Genomic DNA, 20,612 nt, shown 5'->3' with positions numbered 1-20,612 from the left:
TCTTTTGGGATTTTAAAAGGAAACGATATGAAGAAATATATTTTTATGCGTGTATTGCGTTCATTGTTGTCTATTTTCTTGGTGACGACTTTGACCTACACAATTATCTATACGATGGTTCCTCGAAAACTGATTTTCAAGCAGGATACCAACTATAACAAGATTGCAACGACACCGGACAAGCGGGATAATTATGAAAATACCGTTTATGAACGGATGGGCTATATCGAGTACTACGATACCAAAGAGTTGCAAGAAAGAGCGAGCACAATGGACTCATCTGTAACAGTGGATGCCAATGATACCAATAAGGCAATCTACGAAAAATACATCAACCAACTAGGAAATGGTTGGACACTCGGTGTGTTCTCAGAAAGTGGTCAATTCTATGCAACGCGTGAAATTCCGATTTTTGAACGTGTTTTCAAATTCTATGCGAACTTGATTGATATTGATCATCCAAACAAGATTCAAGACCCTGAAAATCCAAACTTGCAACGTTATCTTCGTTTTGAAAATGACCCTGCTATCGGTTGGTCATTGGTTGGTTCAGGTACAAAACATAAATACCTTTTGTATTTCAACAATCAATTCCCATTTGTACACCAAAACTTTGTGAACATTAACTTGGGTGATTCTTACCCAACTTATGCAAACACACCAGTGCTTCAAGTTATCACACAAGGTCAGGGACAAACTAAAACATCAGAAGTTCAATTCCCTACAGGTAAAAAGACTTCATCTGTAGATATTTACTCTCGTACCTACAAATCTCCAAGTCAAGCAGACGCGCGTGAGGTAGCCAACTATGGTAAGGACGATCCATATACAGCTACAGAAAGCAATTATCAATATCCATCAATGATTGCAAGCTCAGCGGTTGCTGGTTTGATTGGTTTGATTATTTCGTATGCGATTGCTATTCCTCTTGGATCTGCTATGGCTCGCCACAAGAATACTTGGATTGATAGCTTCTCGACAGGTGCTCTAACCTTCTTGCTTGCTCTTCCAACGATTGCCTTGGTTTACATCGTGCGTTTGATTGGCTCATCAATTGGTCTGCCTGACTCATTCCCTATCTTGGGTGCAGGAGATTGGCGTTCTTATGTCTTGCCAGCAGTTATTCTAGGTTTGTTGGGTGCGCCAAGTACAGCTATCTGGATTCGTCGTTACATGATCGACTTGCAATCCCAGGACTTTGTTCGTTTTGCTCGTGCCAAAGGTTTGTCTGAAAAAGAAATTTCAAATAAACACATCTTCAAAAATGCCATGGTTCCTTTGGTTTCAGGTATTCCTGGTGCCGTAATCGGAGTTATTGGTGGTGCAACATTGACAGAAACGGTCTTTGCTTTCCCAGGTATGGGTAAAATGTTGATTGACTCTGTTAAGGCATCAAACAACTCAATGGTAGTTGGTCTCGTCTTTATCTTTACATGTATTTCTATCTTCTCACTCTTTGTAGGAGATATCTGGATGACCATGCTTGACCCACGTATTAAATTGACAGAGAAAGGAGGCAAATAATGTCAACAATCGATAAAGAAAAATTTCAGTTCGTAAAACGTGACGATTTTGCCTCTGAAACAATTGATGCTCCTGCCTATTCATACTGGGGTTCTGTATTTAGACAATTTCTAAAGAAAAAATCAACCGTCTTTATGTTAGGAATTTTGGTTGCCATTATCTTGATGAGCTTTATTTACCCAATGTTCTCAGATTTTGACTTCAACGATGTAAGTAAGGTTAATGACTTCTCTGCTCGTTTTATCAAACCCAATGCTGAACATTGGTTTGGTACAGATAGCAATGGTAAATCCTTGTTTGATGGGGTTTGGTTTGGTGCGCGTAATTCAATTCTTATCTCTGTAATTGCCACTTTTATCAACCTTGTGATCGGGGTTATTGTTGGTGGAATTTGGGGGATTTCAAAATCCGTTGACCGCGTCATGATGGAAGTTTATAACATTATTTCAAACATTCCATCTCTCTTGATTGTCATTGTCTTGACTTACTCAATCGGTGCTGGTTTCTGGAATCTGATTTTTGCCATGAGTGTGACAACTTGGATTGGGATTGCTTATATGATTCGTATCCAAATCATGCGTTACCGTGACTTGGAATACAACCTTGCTTCTCAAACACTTGGAACACCAACCTTTAAAATCATTGTTAAAAACATCATGCCGCAATTGGTATCTGTTATTGTTTCTACAATGACCTTGATGTTGCCAAGCTTCATCTCTTATGAAGCCTTCCTTTCCTTCTTTGGATTGGGATTGCCTGTAACAGTGCCAAGTTTGGGACGTTTGATCTCAGATTACTCACAAAACGTTACGACCAACGCTTACTTGTTCTGGATTCCATTGACAACCTTGATCTTGGTATCCCTATCTCTTTTCGTTGTTGGTCAAAACCTAGCGGATGCTAGTGATCCACGTACACATAGATAGGAGTAGACATGACAAAAGAAAGTAATGTAATTTTGACTGCTCGTGATATTGTCGTGGAATTTGACGTTCGTGACAAAGTTCTGACGGCTATCCGAGGAGTTTCTCTGGACCTGATTGAAGGAGAAGTTCTTGCCTTGGTAGGTGAGTCTGGTTCTGGTAAATCTGTTTTGACAAAAACCTTTACAGGAATGTTAGAAGACAATGGACGTATTGCCCAAGGAAGCATCGACTATCGTGGACAAGACTTGACCGCCCTTACTTCTAACAAGGAATGGGAGAAGATTCGTGGTGCTAAAATTGCGACCATCTTCCAAGACCCCATGACAAGTTTGGACCCAATCAATACAATCGGTAGCCAAATCACTGAAGTTATCGTTAAACACCAAGGGAAAACAGCTAAGGAAGCCAAAGAGATGGCAATCGACTATATGAACAAGGTCGGAATCCCAGATGCTGAAAAACGTTTTGAAGAGTATCCTTTCCAATATTCTGGAGGGATGCGCCAACGTATCGTTATTGCGATTGCCCTTGCCTGTCGTCCAGATATCTTGATCTGTGACGAGCCAACAACGGCCCTTGACGTAACCATTCAAGCGCAAATCATTGATTTGCTTAAAACCTTGCAAAATGAGTACCACTTTACTATTATCTTTATCACCCATGACCTTGGTGTGGTAGCAAGTATTGCCGATAAGGTAGCGGTTATGTATGCTGGTGAAATTGTAGAATACGGTACTGTTGAGGAAGTCTTCTATGATCCACGTCATCCATATACTTGGAGTCTCTTGTCTAGCTTGCCACAGCTTGCTGATGATAAAGGGGAATTGTACTCTATCCCAGGAACACCACCGTCTCTTTATACTGAGTTGAAAGGTGATGCCTTTGCCCTTCGTTCAGATTATGCGATGCAAATTGATTTTGAAGAGAAGGCACCTAAGTTTTCAGTCACTGATACCCACTGGGCTAAGACTTGGTTGCTTCATGAGAATGCTCCTAAAGTTGAAAAACCTGGAGTCATTGCAGACTTGCATGACAAGATTCGTGATAAAATGGGCTTTGCTCATCTAGAAGACTAGGAGGAAGGAAATGTCTGAAAAATTAGTAGAAATTAAAGATTTAGAAATTTCCTTCGGTGAAGGAAGTAAGAAGTTTGTCGCGGTTAAAAACGCCAACTTCTTTATCAATAAGGGAGAAACCTTCTCTCTTGTAGGTGAGTCTGGTAGTGGGAAAACAACCATTGGTCGTGCCATTATTGGTCTAAATAATACCAGTAAAGGTGAGATCATCTTTGATGGTCATAAGATTAATGGGAAAAAATCTCATAAGGAATCATCAGACTTGATTCGTCGCATCCAGATGATTTTCCAGGACCCTGCAGCGAGCTTGAATGAGCGTGCGACAGTTGACTATATCATCTCTGAAGGTCTTTACAACTACCATCTGTTCAAAGATGAAGAAGATCGAAAAGAAAAAGTTCAAAAGATGATTCATGAAGTAGGACTTTTGAAAGAACACTTGACCCGTTATCCACACGAGTTTTCTGGTGGTCAACGTCAGCGTATCGGGATTGCCCGTGCTCTTGTGATGGAACCTGATTTCGTTATTGCGGATGAGCCAATTTCAGCCTTGGACGTATCAGTGCGTGCGCAAGTCTTGAACTTGCTCAAGAAGTTCCAAAAAGAGTTGGGCTTGACCTATCTCTTTATCGCGCATGACTTGTCAGTTGTTCGCTTTATCTCAGATCGTATCGCGGTTATCTATAAGGGAGTTATCGTCGAAGTGGCGGAGACAGAGGAGTTGTTTAACAATCCTGTCCACCCATATACTCAGGCGCTTCTATCTGCGGTACCGATTCCAGATCCAATCTTGGAACGCAAGAAGGTCTTGAAAGTTTACGATCCTGATCAACATGACTATGAGACAGACAAGCCATCTATGGTAGAAATTCGTCCAGGTCACTATGTTTGGGCAAATCAAGCAGAACTTGCTCGTTACAAAGAAGCTCTTAAAAAATAATTAGATTCGGAGAGGACCAAAAGGTCTTCTCATTTTTAATAGAAAAAATCCCCTTTTACTTGCTTGTAAAAGGGGGATTGTATTGTAATTAACGTTTAGACCAGGTACGTTTCATAAAGAGTAGCAAAATTGGGTAGATCTCTAAGCGACCCGCTATCATTGCAAAAGAGAGCAGGATTTTAGAGATGGGGCTGAAGATGGCAAAGCTCGATGTTGTACCTAGAATTGGTCCGATATTGTTAAAACAGCTCAAGACCGCACTGGTCACGACTAGAAAATCATTGCTGTCTAGGCTGATGATAAAGATGAGTGACAATAAAATCATAGCATAAATCACAAAATACTTGAGAATCTTGTGTTGGGTATCCTTATCAATCACCGTTCTATTGACATGGAGAGTCAAGACACGGTGAGGAGATAAGATGGACAAAATTTGATTTTTAGCAATTTTTGTGAGGATCAGTCCACGGATAATTTTGAGACCACCTGCTGTTGACCCAGCTGAGCCACCGATTGCCATGAGGAAGAGGAGGATAAACTGGGAGAAAAGGGGCCAGTTGGTAATATCTCCGTAACCAAATCCCGTTGTCGTAATGATATTGGATACTTGGAAGAGAGCCATCTCAAAACTCTTAGAGACACCTTGGTAAAGGTGGAGGGTGTTGAGGGTGATCAAACCGGTAGACACCAGAACAATAATGACATAAGCCCGCAGTTCCTCATCTCCAAAGAAGGCCTTGACCCGACGGAGCATGAGAAAGTAATAGAGGTTAAAATTGACACCGAAAACCAGAACGCCAAAACTGACAAGATAGGTAATCAGGGAACTGCCGTAGTGGGCGATTCCATCATTGTAGACGGTGAATCCCCCCGTTCCTGCTGTCCCCATAGCGATAACAAAGCTATCAAACAAGGGCATACCTGCTAGATAGTAGATGACAACAAAGAGGGAGAAGAGCCCGAGGTAAAGGAGATAGAGGATCTGGGCAGTATTTTTCAGTTTGGATACAACCTTACCAAAGACAGGACCAGGGACCTCTGCTTTCATCACCTCTAAGTGACTATTCTTAGCATTGTCCATAATAGCAAGTGCGAAAACAAGCACCCCCATCCCTCCGATCAAGTGGGTGAAACTTCGCCAGAAGAGGAGGGAACGACTGAGAACGGAAACATCTGTTAGGATAGTAGCACCAGTCGTTGTAAAACCAGAGCTGATCTCGAAAAATGCATCGATGATGCTGGGAATTTGTCCTGAAAAGACAAAGGGTAAGCCACCAAAGAAAGACCAGAGTATCCAACAGAGGGCAACGATTAAGACACCCTCCTTGGCATAAATCCGTTGATTTTTTGGTTTTCGTAGGATTCCCACCCCACCGAGAAGAACTAAAATTCCAATCGTAGTAAAAAGAGCTGTAAATACTTGGCTGGACTCTCGGTAATAGGTCGCTACGCTGACAGGAACTAGTAGGAGAACAGCCTCGATTAAGAGAAGTTTGGAGAGGAGGTAACGAATCATACTTTTATTCATTTTTTACCTCTCAATCAAATCATAAATCTTGGTGATGTTTGGTAGCAGGGTGGTTACCAGTAATTGGTCTCCGACCTCCAGCGTATCCTCTCCGGTCGGGAAGATTGTTTTTCCTTTTCGAATAATGGCTGCGATGAGAATACCCTTCTTCAATTTCAGATGAGAAAGAGGCTTGGCAGTCATTTTATTAGCTTCCTTGATATGGAATTGTAGGGTTTCAATCTGGCCGTTTGCAAGATGGTGCATGGCTTGAAGGTCTGAATACTGAGCGTTTACTCGACCACGGATAAAGTGCATAATGGTATCCACTGCGATGCTTTTTGGTGTGATGATACTCGAAAAATCAGGCGCGTGGATAATCTCTAGAAGGCTTGTTCGGTTGACCTTGGTGATATTCTTATGGACGCCAACACGGTCAAGAAACATAGAGGTGATGATATTTTCCTCATCAACCCCAGTCAAGGTTGCGACTGCATCATAGTGGGGAGCACTTTCTTCCAGTAAAATGTCTTTTGCAGTTCCATCTCCTTGGACAATATAGAGATTGGGGAACTTTTCGCTGAAGAAACGAGCTCTTTCAGGATTGATCTCGATGACCTTGGTATCAATGCGACTGTCTTTTAAAATGCCAAGCAGATAATAAGCGATCTTTCCAGCTCCAACGATAAGTAAGCTTTTCACTGCACGAGATTTAAAATAGTTATGGAAAAGCATCATATCTACACGATTTCCCGTAACAAAAATCCTATCCTTGTCTTGGATAATAACATCACCGCTTGGAATCATCAGTTGATGATCTCTCTCCATAGCACAGACGATAACATTACCAAATTTTTTACGGAAGTCTGAGATTGGCATTTGACAAAGACCACTAGAATCCTTGACAACAAACTCCATGAGACTGACCCGGCCTCCAGCAAATCGTTCGACAGAGAGGGCATTAGGGAAATCAATGATATTTGAGATCGCACGCGCTGCTAGGAGCTCTGGATTAACAATAAGTGAAAATCCAAGAATGTTTTTCTCTTTAAAATAGGCATTGGAGTATTCAGGATTTCGCACCCGAACGATGGTTTCTTTAGCCCCCATTTTTTTAGCAAGTACCGCTGAAATCATATTCACTTCATCGTGTTCGGTTAGAGCAATAAAGATATCGCACTCTTGAACACTGGCTTGCTCCAAGATGGCAAAGTCAGCACCATTTCCAAGGAGACCTATGATATCATAGCGACTGACAATGTGATTGAGGACAGCCTCATCTTGTTCGATGAGGACAACGTCATGGTTTTCTGCAACCAGTGAACGACAGAGGGCGAAACCAACTTTCCCTCCACCAACAAGGACAATTTTCATATAAAAAACCTACTTTTTCATGATGTAACTATCATACCCTTTTTTAGCAAAAAATGCACTTGCTAAGGCGATTTTTAAGGGAAGAAAGGCCTTTTTCACGTTTTGAAGATACATTTGCTTAATTTCTATAACGATGTCTCCGATTTGGAGTGATATTACTCTCTTACTATCCCTTTTCAGAAAGGGAATGAGCAAACATGAAAATATCATCAAAAAAAGTAAAAAAATCAAGTCATTTCTATTGACAATGATTCTGAAAGTGTTATACTAAAAAAGTAGTTTCGCTGATTTACTTCAAACCTGTTGTGAGGTAAGTTAACGATGCCTTAACCACGCTGTTTGCTGAGCTTGACTCCGGGCAGTGTGGCTATTTTTTTGCAATGATAAAAGGAAGCCAGTCATGACAAATCACATTGTATTATTTGAACCTCAGATTCCACAAAACACAGGTAACATTGCGCGTACTTGCGCTGCGACCAATTCTCCCCTTCACATCATCAAACCGATGGGATTTCCTATTGATGATCGCAAGATGAAGCGGGCTGGTTTGGACTACTGGGATAAGTTAGAGATTTATTTTTATGACAGTTTGGAAGATTTCATGTCTCGAATGAAGGGCAAATTCTATCTGATTTCAAAATTTGCGGAAAAGGTCTATTCTGAAGCAGATTTATCGACGGACGAGGACCATTATTTTCTCTTTGGACGTGAAGACAAGGGCTTGCCTGAGGACTTTATGCGAGAACATCCTGAGAAAGCACTCCGCATTCCTATGAACGATGAACATGTCCGCAGTCTCAATGTTTCGAATACCGTCTGCATGATTGTATATGAGGCTCTTCGTCAGCAGAATTTTGCAGATCTTGAGCTTGTTCACACCTATGAAGCAGATAAATTGAAATAATCAAAATGCTTGCACTTGCAAGCGTTTTTTGTTATGATAAAGGGGTCTTCAGGGCGGGGTGAGATTCCCGACCGGCGGTGACTTTAACTAGCTATTCTGGCTTACTCTTCGTTGTCTTGTCTCGATATACTCAAGTATTATCTTCGACTGCGACGCCTAGATTAATCCAAAATATCTTAGTTAAAGAAGTCCGCGAGCGCAAGCTGATGTGGTGCGATTCCACAACCGACAGTATAGTCTGGATGGGAGAAGACGAAAGAATAGCTTTGTCTGTTCTGATGAGTTTATAGATGAATTGCAACCGCTTGCTCAAAAGAGTGAGAGGGAACTTTTGGGATATAAAAGTGAGAATAGATAAAGGGATCCTTTCCAACTTCTTCTGATTTTATAGAAAATTGGAGGAACCTGTTATGACAAACACACGTCGAATTTCGACCATTGCGATTTTATCAGCCATTTCATTTGTGCTGATGTACTTTGACTTTCCGCTCTTGCCAGCGGCAACCTTCCTCAAGATCGAGTTTAGTATCTTGCCAGTCCTTGTAGGCTTGGTGGTGATGGATTTGCCAGCTGCTCTAGGAATTCTCTTGATGCGCTCACTCTTGAAGTTGCTTCTGAATAGCCAGGGAGTGAATACTTACATTGGCTTGCCAATGAATATCGTAGCCTTGGGAGTTTTTGTTATCGCTTTTGGTTTGATTTGGAAAAAGGAACGCAGCACCCTTCGTTTTCTACTAGCATCTCTAGCGGGAACTGTCGGCTTGACTGCGGCTATGTTGGTTCTCAACTATATCTATGCTGTTCCTTTGTACGCGCAGTTTGCCAACTTTGACATTGGAAAAATTATGGGACTTTCCAACTACCTCATGACCATGGTCTTACCTTTTAACTTGATTGAGGGTGTAATCTTTGCCATTTCATTCTGGTTGTTATACGTCCTCTTGAAACCAACCTTAAAACATTATGAGAGATAAACAAACATTTTTAATGAAGGGCAGTTTTGCCCTTTTACTTTTCGTCCTTCTTGGCTATATGGTTAAGTTCTATCCTGAAACGCTGGTCGGTTTTGATCAACCTATTCAGACTGCTCTTCGTGGGGACTTGCCAGATTATTTGACAGTTCTGTTCCGTGCGCTTACGCATTTGATTGATATCCCAGTAATCATCACCTGGGTTGCCATCGCAGCCTTTATCTTTTATCGTAAGCAGTGGAAGATAGAAAGCTACTTCATGGCGGGCAATCTAGCCTTAGCCGGTCTTTTGATCGTGACCTTTAAAAACATCTACCAGCGTCCACGACCAGCTATCTTACATCTGGTAGAGGAGAAAGGATTTTCCTTCCCAAGCGGCCATTCTCTGGCAGTGACGCTGATGGTAGGCACTCTGATTGTCATCCTCAGTCAACGAATTAAAGATCCAGTCTGGAGAAAAATCGTACAAATCGTGCTAGGTCTCTACCTAGTCAGTGTGCTGGTATCAAGAGTCTATCTGGGGGTTCACTATCCATCTGATGTTCTTGCTAGTTTCTGTGTGGGTTTGGGAGTCCTGTTTATCGAGTTTCCCTTCTATGACAAGCTTCGCTTCCAATGGCGATTTAAAGGAATACAGAAGTAAGTATCAAATTTCCTTGAGGAGAAAGAAATGAAAGTCAATATAAAAGATCTCCATCCGACTCAACTATACTTATCAGAAAAGAAACTAGCAGGCATCCAGATACTTTATCAGCCGGAAGAAATGAGCAATGTTGCTCCAATCAGAATTCTTGCGTTCGGAGACTGCTTGTTGATTACAGACGGGCATCACAGGGCTTATCAGGCTTTATTGGCAGGTAGGGATACGATTTCTGCTGAGTGGGATAGAGATGGTGGCGATGAACTATATCATCTCTATGCGCAAGCTTGTGAGGAAAGAAAGATTTACTCTGTTCTGGATTTAAAAAATCATATCGTATCTCAAGATGAGTATGAAGCAAAATGGTATAACTGGTGTGATGGTTTTAATAAAGCAGCAACTCTTTTATTGAAAAGAAAAGCAGATGAAACAGATCCTACAAATAGGTAATGCATTGTGTTTTGTTCCTTTTTATACTGAAATTAGTCTAATCTAACTTGTTTTTTAACTAAAAATCTGATAAACTAAGTAGTAATTGAATAGGAATCCGCAAGACTAGTAACTCAAGGGAAGTATATCAGGGAGGAGAGCCGTGACTGCAAGCTCTCTATATGAAAGCTGGGTGAATTCACTTGCGCATGGATTTAGAAATGAAGGTCTGACTTGTCAGATGAAAACGGATGGTACCGCGTGTCAACGCTCCGAGTGGAGTTTTTGGCATGTGGTTTTCTTTTTATCTACGAGAGACTGATGGAGGAATTATGTCAACTATTGAAGAACAATTAAAAGCGCTTCGCGAAGAAACGCTGGCTAGCTTGAAGCAGATTACTGCTGAAAATGAAAAAGAGATGCAAGACTTGCGTGTCTCTGTCCTTGGGAAAAAAGGTTCCCTTACTGAAATCCTGAAAGGGATGAAAGACGTTTCTGCAGAAATGCGTCCTGTTATCGGGAAACACGTCAATGAAGCTCGTGATGTCTTGACAGCAGCCTTTGAAGAAACAGCTAAGCTCTTGGAAGAAAAGAAAGTCGCAGCTCAACTAGCAAGTGAGAGCATCGATGTGACTCTTCCAGGTCGTCCAGTTGCGACTGGTCACCGTCACGTTCTCACACAAACCAGTGAAGAAATCGAAGATATTTTCATCGGGATGGGTTACCAAGTCGTGGATGGCTTTGAAGTTGAAAAAGACTACTACAACTTTGAGCGGATGAATCTTCCAAAAGACCATCCAGCTCGCGATATGCAGGACACTTTCTATATCACTGAAGAAATCTTGCTCCGTACTCATACGTCTCCAGTTCAGGCGCGTGCCATGGATGCCCATGATTTTTCAAAAGGTCCTTTGAAGATGATCTCACCAGGACGCGTTTTCCGTCGTGACACGGACGATGCGACCCACAGTCATCAATTCCACCAAATCGAAGGCTTGGTTGTTGGGAAAAATATCTCTATGGCTGACCTTCAAGGAACGCTTCAGTTGATTGTGCAAAAAATGTTTGGTGAAGAGCGTCAGATCCGTCTGCGTCCATCTTACTTCCCATTCACAGAGCCATCTGTTGAAGTGGATGTTTCCTGCTTCAAGTGTGGTGGAGAAGGCTGTAACGTATGTAAGAAAACAGGTTGGATCGAGATTATGGGTGCCGGTATGGTTCATCCACGTGTCCTTGAAATGAGTGGTATCGATGCGACAGTTTACTCTGGTTTTGCCTTTGGTCTTGGACAAGAACGTGTAGCTATGCTCCGTTACGGAATCAACGATATCCGTGGATTCTACCAAGGAGATGTCCGTTTCTCAGAACAGTTTAAATAATAAACCAAACATGAGGATATATTATGATTTCAGATCAGAACTATAAAAAACTTTTAGATGAGTTTGGTGATATTTCTTCATTCGCTATTTATAAAGAATCTAAAAATGATGATATAGCAACTTCTGACGATATTTCCTTTGAGGAAGCTATAAGGAATAATCAAAAGGATTTTATAAATCCTTCAAATATTATTCTTATGGTAAATCCCTCAGCTAAAAGAGAACATTCACCTGATAGTAATTTTTCTTCATTTCATCATTCTAATATAAATGATCGTCATTTAAGATTTCTAACTATGAAATCAGAAACATTTTGGAGAAATCTGTATGGTTCATATGTAACTGATTTATTTCCTTATGTTGTTGAATCTGTAATGGAAAATTTGATTTCCGGAATAAAAGATGATAATAATAAGGACTATCGAAAACAATCATATAAAAAATTGATTGAACAATTAGAAATACTGTCTAAGGATTCAGAAGAAGATAAGTTAAATATATTTGTTTGTGGTGCTTTGTCGAAGAGTAAGCGTAAAGATTTTATTTTTTTTATAGAAGAATTAATTGAAGAAGTTTCAGAAAACTCAGATTTAAATATTGAACTTAGTTTTTATGCTGTTTATCATCCTGGTTATCAAAATTTAAAAAAATTAATTCAAGGTGGTTGTGAAAAAATAAATATCAATCTTATGAGCATTAAATGAAATATTTTTTAGTATAGAAGTTACATTTTATTTATAAAATGTAACTTCATAGAAAAGGTATGTTCATAGAGTTATGGCTAAAAACTTCTATTCTATAGAGATGGTAAGAGATAAAAGCTCTACCTTAGCCAGCCTCGAGCTGGAAAACACAAAATGAAAGGATCAAAACGAGGGTGGATGGAAATCTAGGAAAGATATCTAGATTTCTGCTTAGCCCTTGGTATCTTACATATGTTAGTTAGTTATAAATGGTTAAAAGAATTGGTGGACATTGATGTGCCATCACAAGAGTTGGCTGAAAAAATGTCAACTACAGGGATCGAGGTCGAAGGTGTCGAATCACCTGCTGCTGGTCTCTCAAAAATTGTCGTCGGTGAGGTCTTGTCCTGCGAAGATGTGCCAGAAACTCACCTTCATGTTTGTCAGGTTAACGTTGGCGAAGAAGAAGCGCGTCAGATCGTTTGTGGTGCCCCGAATGTGCGTGCTGGTATCAAGGTTATGGTGGCACTTCCAGGAGCTCGTATCGCTGACAACTACAAAATCAAAAAAGGGAAAATCCGTGGTTTAGAATCACTTGGAATGATCTGTTCCCTTGGTGAATTGGGAATTTCTGACTCAGTTGTACCAAAGGAATTTGCAGATGGTATTCAAATCTTGCCAGAAGATGCAGTACCAGGTGAGGAAGTCTTCTCATATCTAGACTTGGATGACGAAATCATCGAACTTTCTATCACGCCAAACCGTGCAGACGCTCTTTCTATGCGTGGAGTAGCGCACGAAGTAGCAGCTATCTATGACAAGGCAGTCAACTTTAAAAAATTCAGTTTAACAGAAACAGACCAAGCTGCAGCAGATGCTCTTTCTGTAGGCATTGAGACAGACAAGGCGCCTTACTATGCTGCCCGTATCTTGGACAATGTGACCATCGCACCAAGTCCACAATGGTTGCAAAACCTCCTTATGAACGAAGGGATTCGTCCTATCAATAACGTAGTCGACGTGACCAACTATATCTTGCTTTACTTTGGTCAACCTATGCATGCCTTTGACTTGAATACCTTTGAAGGGACTGACATCCGTGTGCGTGAAGCGCGTGCTGGTGAAAAATTGGTTACCTTGGACGGTGAAGAACGTGACTTGGAAACAAATGACTTAGTCATCACTGTCGCAGACAAACCAGTAGCCCTTGCAGGTGTTATGGGCGGTCAAGCAACAGAAATCTCTGAAAATTCTAGTCGCGTTGTCCTTGAAGCTGCTGTTTTCAATGGCAAATCTATCCGTAAGACCAGTGGTCGCCTCAACCTACGCTCTGAATCATCTTCGCGCTTTGAAAAGGGAATCAACGTGGCAACAGTCAATGAAGCCCTTGATGCGGCAGCTAGTATGATTTCTGAATTAGCTGGTGCGACAGTGCGTAAGGGCATCGTATCGGCTGGTGAACTTGATACCTCTGATGTAGAAGTTTCTTCAACCCTTGCAGACGTTAACCGTGTCCTTGGTACAGAGCTTTCATACGCAGATGTAGAAGACGTTTTCCGTCGTCTTGGCTTTGGGCTTTCTGGAAATGCGGAAGCCTTCACTGTCAGCGTCCCACGTCGTCGTTGGGATATCACTATCGAAGCAGACCTCTTTGAAGAAATAGCTCGTATTTATGGATATGACCGTTTGCCAACCAGTCTTCCAAAAGATGACGGTACAGCTGGTGAATTGACTGCGACACAAAAATTGCGCCGTCAAGTTCGTACTATCGCTGAAGGTGCTGGATTGACAGAAATCATCACCTACGCTCTGACTACTCCTGAGAAAGCAGTTGAGTTTACAGCTCAACCAAGTAACCTTACAGAACTCATGTGGCCAATGACTGTGGATCGCTCCGTTCTCCGTCAAAATATGATCTCAGGTATTTTGGATACGGTAGCCTACAACGTGGCTCGTAAGAACAAAAACTTGGCTCTTTATGAGATTGGAAAAGTTTTTGAACAAACAGGCAATCCCAAAGAAGACCTACCAAACGAGATCAACAGCTTTGCCCTTGCTTTGACAGGCTTAGTTGCAGAAAAAGACTTCCAAACTGCGGCAGTTCCAGTTGATTTCTTCTATGCTAAGGGAATCCTTGAAGCCCTCTTTGCTCGTTTGGGACTCCAAGTAACTTATACAGCAACATCTGAAATCGCTAGCCTTCATCCAGGACGTACAGCCGTGATATCACTCGGTGACCAAGTTCTTGGTTTCCTTGGGCAAGTACATCCAGTCACTGCCAAGGCTTATGATATTCCAGAAACGTATGTAGCGGAACTCAACCTTTCAGCCATCGAAGCTGCCCTCCAACCGGCTACTCCATTTGTGGAAATCACCAAATTCCCAGCAGTTAGCCGTGATATTGCCCTTCTTCTCAAGGCAGAAATTAGCCATCAAGAAGTTGTAGACGCAATTCAAGCTGCAGGTGTGAAACGTTTGACAGATATCAAACTCTTCGACGTCTTCTCAGGTGAAAAACTGGGACTTGGTATGAAGTCAATGGCCTATAGCCTAACCTTCCAAAATCCAGAAGATAGCTTGACGGACGAAGAAGTAGCACGTTACATGGAAAAAATCCAAGCATCACTCGAAGAAAAAGTGAATGCGGAAGTACGTTAACTCATCAATCCATCCTTCGGGGTGGATTTTTTCTTCTTAAAATGCTCGTTCAGGAATAAAAAGCGACAGTTGAGGAAAAATTCTCCCGGATAGTCTTTAATGGGTTATACTAAAACTATCACTGAAGCACTTAAAATCCTTAGAGACGAAATTATTTACTATAAATTATCATGTTAGAAATGGACATAAATCGTTGTAAAGGCTGTCAAAAAGGAGTATAATAAGTGCAACATATTTCGGAGGTGGAAGATGCTAGAAGTAAGAAATCTAGAGAAAAGTTTCGGTTCCAAGCAAGTCTTGTTTGGTGTCGATTTTCAGGCAAGTCCAGGAAGGATTCTAGGGCTGGTCGGAAAAAATGGTGCTGGGAAAACAACGATTTTCCACAGTATGTTGAAATTTTTGGAGTACCAAGGAGAAATCAGTCTGGATGGACAGGAGATTCGTCAGGAAACCTACGCTCGGATTGGCTATCTGCCTGAGGAACGCAGTCTTATGCCCAAGCTGACAGTCCTTGAGCAAGTTCGCTACTTGGCGACTCTAAAGGGCATGGATGCCAAGGAGGTCAAGGAGAAACTCCCTCAATGGATGGAAAAACTCGAAGTGAAGGGCAAATTGACCGACAAAATCAAGAGTCTCTCCAAAGGGAATCAACAGAAAATTCAGCTGATTATCACCCTAATCCATGAGCCAGACTTGATTATCCTGGATGAGCCTTTTAGTGGACTGGATCCAGTCAATACTGAACTGCTCAAGCAGGTCATCTTAAAAGAAAAAGAGCGTGGTGCGACCATTATCTTTTCAGACCATGTCATGACCAATGTCGAGGAGCTTTGCGATGATATTCTCATGATTCGAGATGGGCGTGTAGTCTTGCATGGACCAGTTCAGGATGTTCGCAATCAATACGGGAAAACACGTCTTTTTGTTTCAAGTGAACGAAGCAAGGAAGAACTGGAAAAACTTCCTCATGTCAAACAGGTGAGCTTAACCAAGCAAGGCAGTTGGAAATTGATCCTAGATGATGAGAGCGCTGGAAGGGAACTCTTCCCAATTCTCACTCAAGGTCAATACATCGCGACCTTTGACCAACAAGCTCCAACAATCGATGAAATCTTTAAACTAGAATCAGGGGTGGAAGTATGAGAAATATGTGGGTTGTAATGAAGGAAACCTATCTTCGACATGTTAAATCATGGAGTTTCTTCTTTATGGTGATTTCGCCGTTCCTCTTTTTAGCCTTATCTGTAGGAATCGGCTTTCTCCAAGGGTCTTCTATGGCCAAGAATAGCAAGATAGCAGTAGTAACAACTGTGCCATCTGTGGAAGAAGGGCTCAAGGGTACCAATGGTATCAACTTTGATTATAAGGATGAAGCCAGTGCCCAAGCTGCTATCAAGGATGAAAAAATCAAGGGTTACCTAACCATTGATCAAGAGGATAGTGTCATCAAAGCCGTTTACCATGGTGAAACTTCTCTTGAAACAGGCATCAAGCTAGCAGTAACCAATAAGCTCAACGAACTGCAATACCAACTCAATCGCTCAGCAGCTAATTTGTCCCAAGAGCAGGAAAAACGGCTGGCTCAAACTGTTGACTTTACTGAGAAGATTGACGAATCTAAGGAAAATAAAAAGATGGTCCAAACCATTGCGGCTGCGGGGCTTGGTTTCTTCCTTTATATGATCTTGATCACTTATGCTAGTGTCACTGCTCAGGAAGTGGCTAGCGAGAAAGGAACCAAAATCATGGAGGTGGTCTTCTCTAGTATCCGAGCAAGTCATTATTTCTACGCTCGCATGCTGGCTCTGCTTCTTGTGATTTTGACTCATATTGGCATTTACGTCGTGGGTGGGCTGACTGCTATTCTGCTCTTTAAAGATATCCCTATCTTGGCACAATCTGGGATTTTAAATCATCTAGGAGAGGCCTTCTCGCTCAATACCTTATTGTTTGTCTTGGTTAGCCTCTTTATGTACGTTGTTTTAGCAGCCTTCCTAGGCTCTATGGTTTCTCGCCCTGAGGATTCAGGAAAGGCCTTGTCGCCATTGATGATCTTGATTATAGCAGGATTTGTCGGTGTGACCTCTCTAGGTGCTGCAGGAGACAATTTGGTTTTGAAAATTGGGTCTTATATTCCCTTTATTTCAACCTTCTTTATGCCATTTAGAGCCATCAATGGTTATGCAAGTGATTTAGAAGCTTGGATTTCCCTTGCCATAACAGTTGTTTTTGCAGTCACTGCAACAGCCTTTATCGGGCGTATGTATGCCAGCCTAGTCCTTCAGACAGATGACTTAGGTCTATGGAAAAGCTTTAAACGTGCCTTGGCTTATAAATAGGAGAGCCTCGCAAAAGCGAGGTTTTTCTAGATGTTAAACACTGAAATCGGCAAAAATATTTTTCATATCTATTGACTTTTAGTAGTAAAATTTGGTATGATAGTAGACGGTATTGTTTACCCCATTTGTAAGGCCCCGGAACCTTTCAAATACCCCGCGGACCGGAACATCCGCCCTGTAAACAAAAACGATATTCATATAGGAGAAATCATGAACAAAACTACATTCATGGCTAAACCAGGCCAAGTAGAACGCAAATGGTACGTTGTTGACGCAACTGATGTACCTCTTGGACGCCTTTCAGCAGTTGTTGCTAGCGTACTTCGCGGAAAAAACAAACCAACATTCACACCACACACTGATACAGGTGACTTCGTAATCGTTATCAATGCTGAGAAAGTTAAATTGACTGGTAAAAAAGCAACTGATAAGATCTACTACACTCACTCAAACCACCCAGGTGGATTGAAACAAATCTCTGCTGGTGAACTTCGTTCTAAAAATGCAGTACGTTTGATCGAAAAATCAGTTAAAGGTATGCTTCCACACAATACTCTTGGCCGCGCTCAAGGTATGAAATTGAAAGTATTCGTTGGAGCTGAGCACACTCACGCTGCACAACAACCAGAAGTTCTTGATATTTCAGGACTTATCTAAGGAAAGGAACAATAAAGTATGTCACAAGCACAATATGCAGGTACTGGACGTCGTAAAAACGCTGTTGCACGCGTTCGCCTTGTTCCAGGAACTGGTAAAATCACTGTTAACAAAAAAGATGTTGAAGAGTACATCCCACACGCTGACCTTCGTCTTGTCATCAACCAACCATTTGCAGTTACTTCAACTGTAGGTTCATACGACGTTCTCGTTAACGTTGTAGGTGGTGGATACGCTGGTCAAGCAGGAGCTATCCGTCACGGTATCGCTCGTGCCCTTCTTCAAGTAGACCCAGACTTCCGCGATTCATTGAAACGCGCAGGACTTCTTACACGTGACTCACGTAAAGTTGAGCGTAAGAAACCAGGTCTTAAGAAAGCTCGTAAAGCATCACAATTCTCAAAACGTTAATCAATACGATTATATCAACGTTTCGAAACACTTCATGGTTCACACCATGAGGTGTTTTTTGCTTTTCTCGTCTTCTCACGGCATTGCCCATGTGGTATAATGAGACAAGGGTTGCTCCTCGTTTCAGACGAGTTTATGGATTTTAGGATAAGTTAGCAGGTGAGACGAGTATTTCTGTCAGTCTCCTATACATCTGTTAACAGCTATCCAAAATAAAAGGAGATTGTAGATTGGTTTTATTAGTATTAGGGCTCTTGGTTTTGCTCATTCTAATCTTAAAAAGGAAACAGAAAACTGCTAAAAAATCTGAAGGAAAGGCCAAGAAAAGAAATTGGCTATTAATAGGTTGCTTATCCATAGTGATCCCAATCGTAATCTTCACAGTGTTCAGTCCGATTTTTTCTCTAATGGATATGTGGGGGCTGTTTGCCCATGCAAGTCGAACTGAGCTTGAGCAAGCTGTGCATCGTTCTTATCAAAATTACGGTCTTACAGGACAGTTTGAGTTAGAAAAATACGAGAAAAACTATACAAGTGTGGGAGGATTTATAATCCATGGTACCTATAGTGAAAATATAGCTGGAAAAACCTATCAGGTTAAAACTCGATTTAAATACTATACTCGCTTTTCGAAAAATGAAACATATGGAAAGACAGATGCAGAGGTTGATTACAAAAATGGTAAAAAAATTTATGATGTTTTCCCAGAATTAGCCTATTTAGGGATTGAGGTTAGTGCAGGCACCAGCGAATTTCTAAAAACACTGGACAGTTCAATCAAAGATCCTAAACTGCCTGATTTGAAGTATCAAGGTATTGATTTTGAATTTAATAACCAATCTGATAATATCTATCTTTATAATGAAATATTAAAGGAAAATCAAAGCAAGGGCCAAGCTCTGCAAGGAATGTATCCCATGGATGTTCAATATCTTTTCCAAAAAGAGATTTTTATACCAACATTTGAATTTCAATATTTCGTTCCAAAAGAAAAAAGAGATCTCTTGTATGATGACTATCTTAAAGAGCTTGAAGCGCTCATGAAGGATTTTTTTGCCAACCAACCACTACCACGCGGTCTTTATGCTGTCAAAATTGCTAAGTATAAAGGGGATAAACTTGTCAGTGATAATGGTGTATACTATGTGAGGATTGATAATCAGCAAGTTGTAAAACTGTTGCAAAAATTAGAGTAGGAGTTGCTAGGTCTAGTCCAGTTTTTTGTGAATGAGGCATTTTATGGAGTGCCAATTTATCAGCTCTTGTATAAGGAAGGAACGAATTTATTTGACGATGTGAAAAATCCTGCGGAAAACTCAGTAGATGGGCAGGAGCATATTGTCAACAGTCAGGAAGAGTTTATTACATACTATCGTAATAAGGAAAAAGGGGATCCTAATCAAAGGTAGTCAAACTCTATCTAGCAATATTTTAACTAAGAAGAGAAGGGATGTTTTGTAATGATTAGTTTAGAGCTGTTGTCCGAAGAAAATAGTCTAGACGTTTATTCTTTTGAAAAAGAAAATCGAGAGTATTTTGAACGAAATTTACCTCCTAGACCAGCTAACTATTTTGATTTAGAAGGTTTTAAAGAAATCACGAGGGAATTGTTAGCGGAACAAACGAATCGGGCTGTCTACATGCATCTTATCAGAGATTCGCAAGGTGTTATGGTCGGAAGAGTCAATTTAAGTGTTTTAGAGAATGATCGAAAAACAGCAGAGCTTGGGTATAGGATTGGGGAAAATGTTACTAACTTAGGTTATGCTAGCGAAGTGGTTAAACTCGTTTTAGACAAGGCCTTCACGACTTATGGTCTCAATAGAATCATTGCAGGAACGGCAAGGGATAATCTGGCCTCTCAGAGGGTGCTTATAAAAAATGGCTTCACCTTTAGTAGGATGATAGAAAATGACTTATACCTTCATAATGAGTGGGTTCATACAGCAGTATTTGAGATAAGGAGGCCATAATATCATTATTTTCAGTCTACTGACAAGGTTAATGGAGTCATCAATCTTTACGGACATTCAAGAATGTTTTCTTGGATGTTTTTTGTTTAGAATCTCCGGGTATGTCTGTTGAAATTTGTTTTTCCCAGTGAACAATTGTTCACTTTTTTTGCTTTTTGGTAAAAATTATATAGAAAAGCCTTTAAAAAATATTTGTTAGAATTTTCTAAAAAATCTGGCGA

At 41.0% G+C, this 20,612-nt stretch carries 20 protein-coding genes and 1 riboswitch; of the genes, 18 read left to right on the top strand and 2 right to left on the bottom strand.

Going from position 1 to position 20,612, the window contains the following annotated elements; genetic code table 11:
- Positions 1-27 precede the first annotated feature (27 nt).
- From SORDD25_RS05540 to SORDD25_RS05525, 4 genes are read left to right on the top strand one after another with little or no spacing between them, the layout of a single operon-like run.
- Entirely contained in the window at positions 28-1,524 is a 1,497-nt protein-coding gene (locus SORDD25_RS05540; protein ID WP_000759891.1) for an ABC transporter permease, read from the top strand.
- Positions 1,524-2,450 carry an oligopeptide ABC transporter permease OppC gene (gene oppC / locus SORDD25_RS05535; RefSeq protein ID WP_000103692.1) on the top strand — a complete coding sequence of 309 codons (927 nt, stop codon included), beginning with the start codon at positions 1,524-1,526 and terminating at the stop codon, positions 2,448-2,450. Before SORDD25_RS05540 ends, oppC begins: the two co-directional genes overlap by 1 nt.
- Positions 2,451-2,458: 8 nt before the next feature.
- A complete protein-coding gene (locus SORDD25_RS05530; RefSeq protein ID WP_061852929.1) occupies positions 2,459-3,526 on the top strand; it encodes an ABC transporter ATP-binding protein in 1,068 nt (355 codons plus the stop codon).
- A gap of 10 nt (positions 3,527-3,536) precedes the next feature.
- A complete protein-coding gene (locus SORDD25_RS05525) occupies positions 3,537-4,466 on the top strand; it encodes an ATP-binding cassette domain-containing protein (RefSeq protein WP_001291306.1) in 930 nt (309 codons plus the stop codon).
- An 88-nt stretch (positions 4,467-4,554) separates the two neighbouring features.
- Here SORDD25_RS05525 and SORDD25_RS05520 read toward each other — a convergent pair whose 3' ends face one another.
- Both SORDD25_RS05520 and trkA read right to left on the bottom strand, forming a co-directional pair.
- Positions 4,555-5,994 (bottom strand): TrkH family potassium uptake protein, encoded by a 1,440-nt coding sequence (locus SORDD25_RS05520; protein ID WP_061852928.1) that lies wholly within the window; start codon positions 5,992-5,994, stop codon positions 4,555-4,557.
- Between the two features lie 3 nt (positions 5,995-5,997).
- Positions 5,998-7,347: a Trk system potassium transporter TrkA gene (gene trkA / locus SORDD25_RS05515; RefSeq protein WP_061852927.1), complete on the bottom strand. Its 1,350-nt coding sequence runs from the start codon at positions 7,345-7,347 to the stop codon at positions 5,998-6,000.
- Positions 7,348-7,747: 400 nt separating this feature from the next.
- Here trkA and SORDD25_RS05505 point away from each other — a divergent pair, with 400 nt between their 5' ends.
- The 14 genes from SORDD25_RS05505 (at position 7,748) to SORDD25_RS05440 (ending at position 20,391) form a co-directional block, all read left to right on the top strand.
- Complete coding sequence (locus SORDD25_RS05505; protein WP_061852925.1) at positions 7,748-8,251, top strand: tRNA (cytidine(34)-2'-O)-methyltransferase; 504 nt, start codon at positions 7,748-7,750, stop codon at positions 8,249-8,251.
- Between the two features lie 40 nt (positions 8,252-8,291).
- A riboswitch (FMN riboswitch) is annotated at positions 8,292-8,509 on the top strand.
- 152 nt (positions 8,510-8,661) lie between these two features.
- A complete protein-coding gene (locus tag SORDD25_RS05500; RefSeq protein ID WP_061852924.1) occupies positions 8,662-9,225 on the top strand; it encodes an ECF transporter S component in 564 nt (187 codons plus the stop codon).
- Entirely contained in the window at positions 9,215-9,865 is a 651-nt protein-coding gene (locus tag SORDD25_RS05495; protein WP_061852923.1) for a phosphatase PAP2 family protein, read from the top strand. Before SORDD25_RS05500 ends, SORDD25_RS05495 begins: the two co-directional genes overlap by 11 nt.
- A gap of 27 nt (positions 9,866-9,892) precedes the next feature.
- Positions 9,893-10,312, top strand: a complete 420-nt coding sequence (locus tag SORDD25_RS05490; protein WP_061852922.1) for a hypothetical protein — start codon at positions 9,893-9,895, stop codon at positions 10,310-10,312.
- Between the two features lie 311 nt (positions 10,313-10,623).
- Positions 10,624-11,670 carry a phenylalanine--tRNA ligase subunit alpha gene (gene pheS, locus SORDD25_RS05485; RefSeq protein WP_061852988.1) on the top strand — a complete coding sequence of 349 codons (1,047 nt, stop codon included), beginning with the start codon at positions 10,624-10,626 and terminating at the stop codon, positions 11,668-11,670.
- A gap of 23 nt (positions 11,671-11,693) precedes the next feature.
- The gene (locus SORDD25_RS05480) at positions 11,694-12,374 is read left to right on the top strand and encodes a hypothetical protein (protein ID WP_061852921.1); all 681 of its coding nucleotides are present in this window, start codon (positions 11,694-11,696) and stop codon (positions 12,372-12,374) included.
- A 231-nt stretch (positions 12,375-12,605) separates the two neighbouring features.
- On the top strand, positions 12,606-15,011 hold the full coding sequence (gene pheT / locus SORDD25_RS05475) for a phenylalanine--tRNA ligase subunit beta (protein WP_061852920.1): 2,406 nt from the start codon (positions 12,606-12,608) through the stop codon (positions 15,009-15,011).
- A 249-nt stretch (positions 15,012-15,260) separates the two neighbouring features.
- Complete coding sequence (locus SORDD25_RS05470) at positions 15,261-16,154, top strand: ABC transporter ATP-binding protein (RefSeq protein WP_000895273.1); 894 nt, start codon at positions 15,261-15,263, stop codon at positions 16,152-16,154.
- Positions 16,151-17,350 (top strand): ABC transporter permease, encoded by a 1,200-nt coding sequence (locus SORDD25_RS05465; RefSeq protein WP_061852919.1) that lies wholly within the window; start codon positions 16,151-16,153, stop codon positions 17,348-17,350. The genes SORDD25_RS05470 and SORDD25_RS05465 overlap by 4 nt, the downstream gene beginning before the upstream one ends.
- Positions 17,351-17,560: 210 nt before the next feature.
- Positions 17,561-18,007 carry a 50S ribosomal protein L13 gene (rplM, locus tag SORDD25_RS05460; protein WP_001044624.1) on the top strand — a complete coding sequence of 149 codons (447 nt, stop codon included), beginning with the start codon at positions 17,561-17,563 and terminating at the stop codon, positions 18,005-18,007.
- Positions 18,008-18,025: 18 nt separating this feature from the next.
- Complete coding sequence (gene rpsI, locus SORDD25_RS05455) at positions 18,026-18,418, top strand: 30S ribosomal protein S9 (RefSeq protein ID WP_061852918.1); 393 nt, start codon at positions 18,026-18,028, stop codon at positions 18,416-18,418.
- Between the two features lie 230 nt (positions 18,419-18,648).
- Entirely contained in the window at positions 18,649-19,614 is a 966-nt protein-coding gene (locus SORDD25_RS05450) for a hypothetical protein (RefSeq protein ID WP_061852917.1), read from the top strand.
- A gap of 48 nt (positions 19,615-19,662) precedes the next feature.
- The gene (locus SORDD25_RS09340; protein ID WP_193750114.1) at positions 19,663-19,827 is read left to right on the top strand and encodes a hypothetical protein; all 165 of its coding nucleotides are present in this window, start codon (positions 19,663-19,665) and stop codon (positions 19,825-19,827) included.
- 51 nt (positions 19,828-19,878) lie between these two features.
- Positions 19,879-20,391 (top strand): GNAT family N-acetyltransferase, encoded by a 513-nt coding sequence (locus tag SORDD25_RS05440; protein ID WP_061852915.1) that lies wholly within the window; start codon positions 19,879-19,881, stop codon positions 20,389-20,391.
- The last annotated feature ends 221 nt before the right edge of the window (positions 20,392-20,612 follow it).

The sequence above is a fragment of the Streptococcus oralis genome, from assembly GCF_001579525.1.
Taxonomy (GTDB): domain Bacteria; phylum Bacillota; class Bacilli; order Lactobacillales; family Streptococcaceae; genus Streptococcus; species Streptococcus oralis_M.
This window is presented reverse-complemented; position numbering and strand designations above follow the sequence as displayed.

Coding starts and splice junctions, on each gene's coding strand:
- SORDD25_RS05540 (WP_000759891.1), top strand. CDS start 28: ATGAAGAAATATATTTTTATGCGTGTATTGCGTTCATTGTTGTCTATT.
- oppC (WP_000103692.1), top strand. CDS start 1,524: ATGTCAACAATCGATAAAGAAAAATTTCAGTTCGTAAAACGTGACGAT.
- SORDD25_RS05530 (WP_061852929.1), top strand. CDS start 2,459: ATGACAAAAGAAAGTAATGTAATTTTGACTGCTCGTGATATTGTCGTG.
- SORDD25_RS05525 (WP_001291306.1), top strand. CDS start 3,537: ATGTCTGAAAAATTAGTAGAAATTAAAGATTTAGAAATTTCCTTCGGT.
- SORDD25_RS05520 (WP_061852928.1), bottom strand. CDS start 5,994: ATGAATAAAAGTATGATTCGTTACCTCCTCTCCAAACTTCTCTTAATC.
- trkA (WP_061852927.1), bottom strand. CDS start 7,347: ATGAAAATTGTCCTTGTTGGTGGAGGGAAAGTTGGTTTCGCCCTCTGT.
- SORDD25_RS05505 (WP_061852925.1), top strand. CDS start 7,748: ATGACAAATCACATTGTATTATTTGAACCTCAGATTCCACAAAACACA.
- SORDD25_RS05500 (WP_061852924.1), top strand. CDS start 8,662: ATGACAAACACACGTCGAATTTCGACCATTGCGATTTTATCAGCCATT.
- SORDD25_RS05495 (WP_061852923.1), top strand. CDS start 9,215: ATGAGAGATAAACAAACATTTTTAATGAAGGGCAGTTTTGCCCTTTTA.
- SORDD25_RS05490 (WP_061852922.1), top strand. CDS start 9,893: ATGAAAGTCAATATAAAAGATCTCCATCCGACTCAACTATACTTATCA.
- pheS (WP_061852988.1), top strand. CDS start 10,624: ATGTCAACTATTGAAGAACAATTAAAAGCGCTTCGCGAAGAAACGCTG.
- SORDD25_RS05480 (WP_061852921.1), top strand. CDS start 11,694: ATGATTTCAGATCAGAACTATAAAAAACTTTTAGATGAGTTTGGTGAT.
- pheT (WP_061852920.1), top strand. CDS start 12,606: ATGTTAGTTAGTTATAAATGGTTAAAAGAATTGGTGGACATTGATGTG.
- SORDD25_RS05470 (WP_000895273.1), top strand. CDS start 15,261: ATGCTAGAAGTAAGAAATCTAGAGAAAAGTTTCGGTTCCAAGCAAGTC.
- SORDD25_RS05465 (WP_061852919.1), top strand. CDS start 16,151: ATGAGAAATATGTGGGTTGTAATGAAGGAAACCTATCTTCGACATGTT.
- rplM (WP_001044624.1), top strand. CDS start 17,561: ATGAACAAAACTACATTCATGGCTAAACCAGGCCAAGTAGAACGCAAA.
- rpsI (WP_061852918.1), top strand. CDS start 18,026: ATGTCACAAGCACAATATGCAGGTACTGGACGTCGTAAAAACGCTGTT.
- SORDD25_RS05440 (WP_061852915.1), top strand. CDS start 19,879: ATGATTAGTTTAGAGCTGTTGTCCGAAGAAAATAGTCTAGACGTTTAT.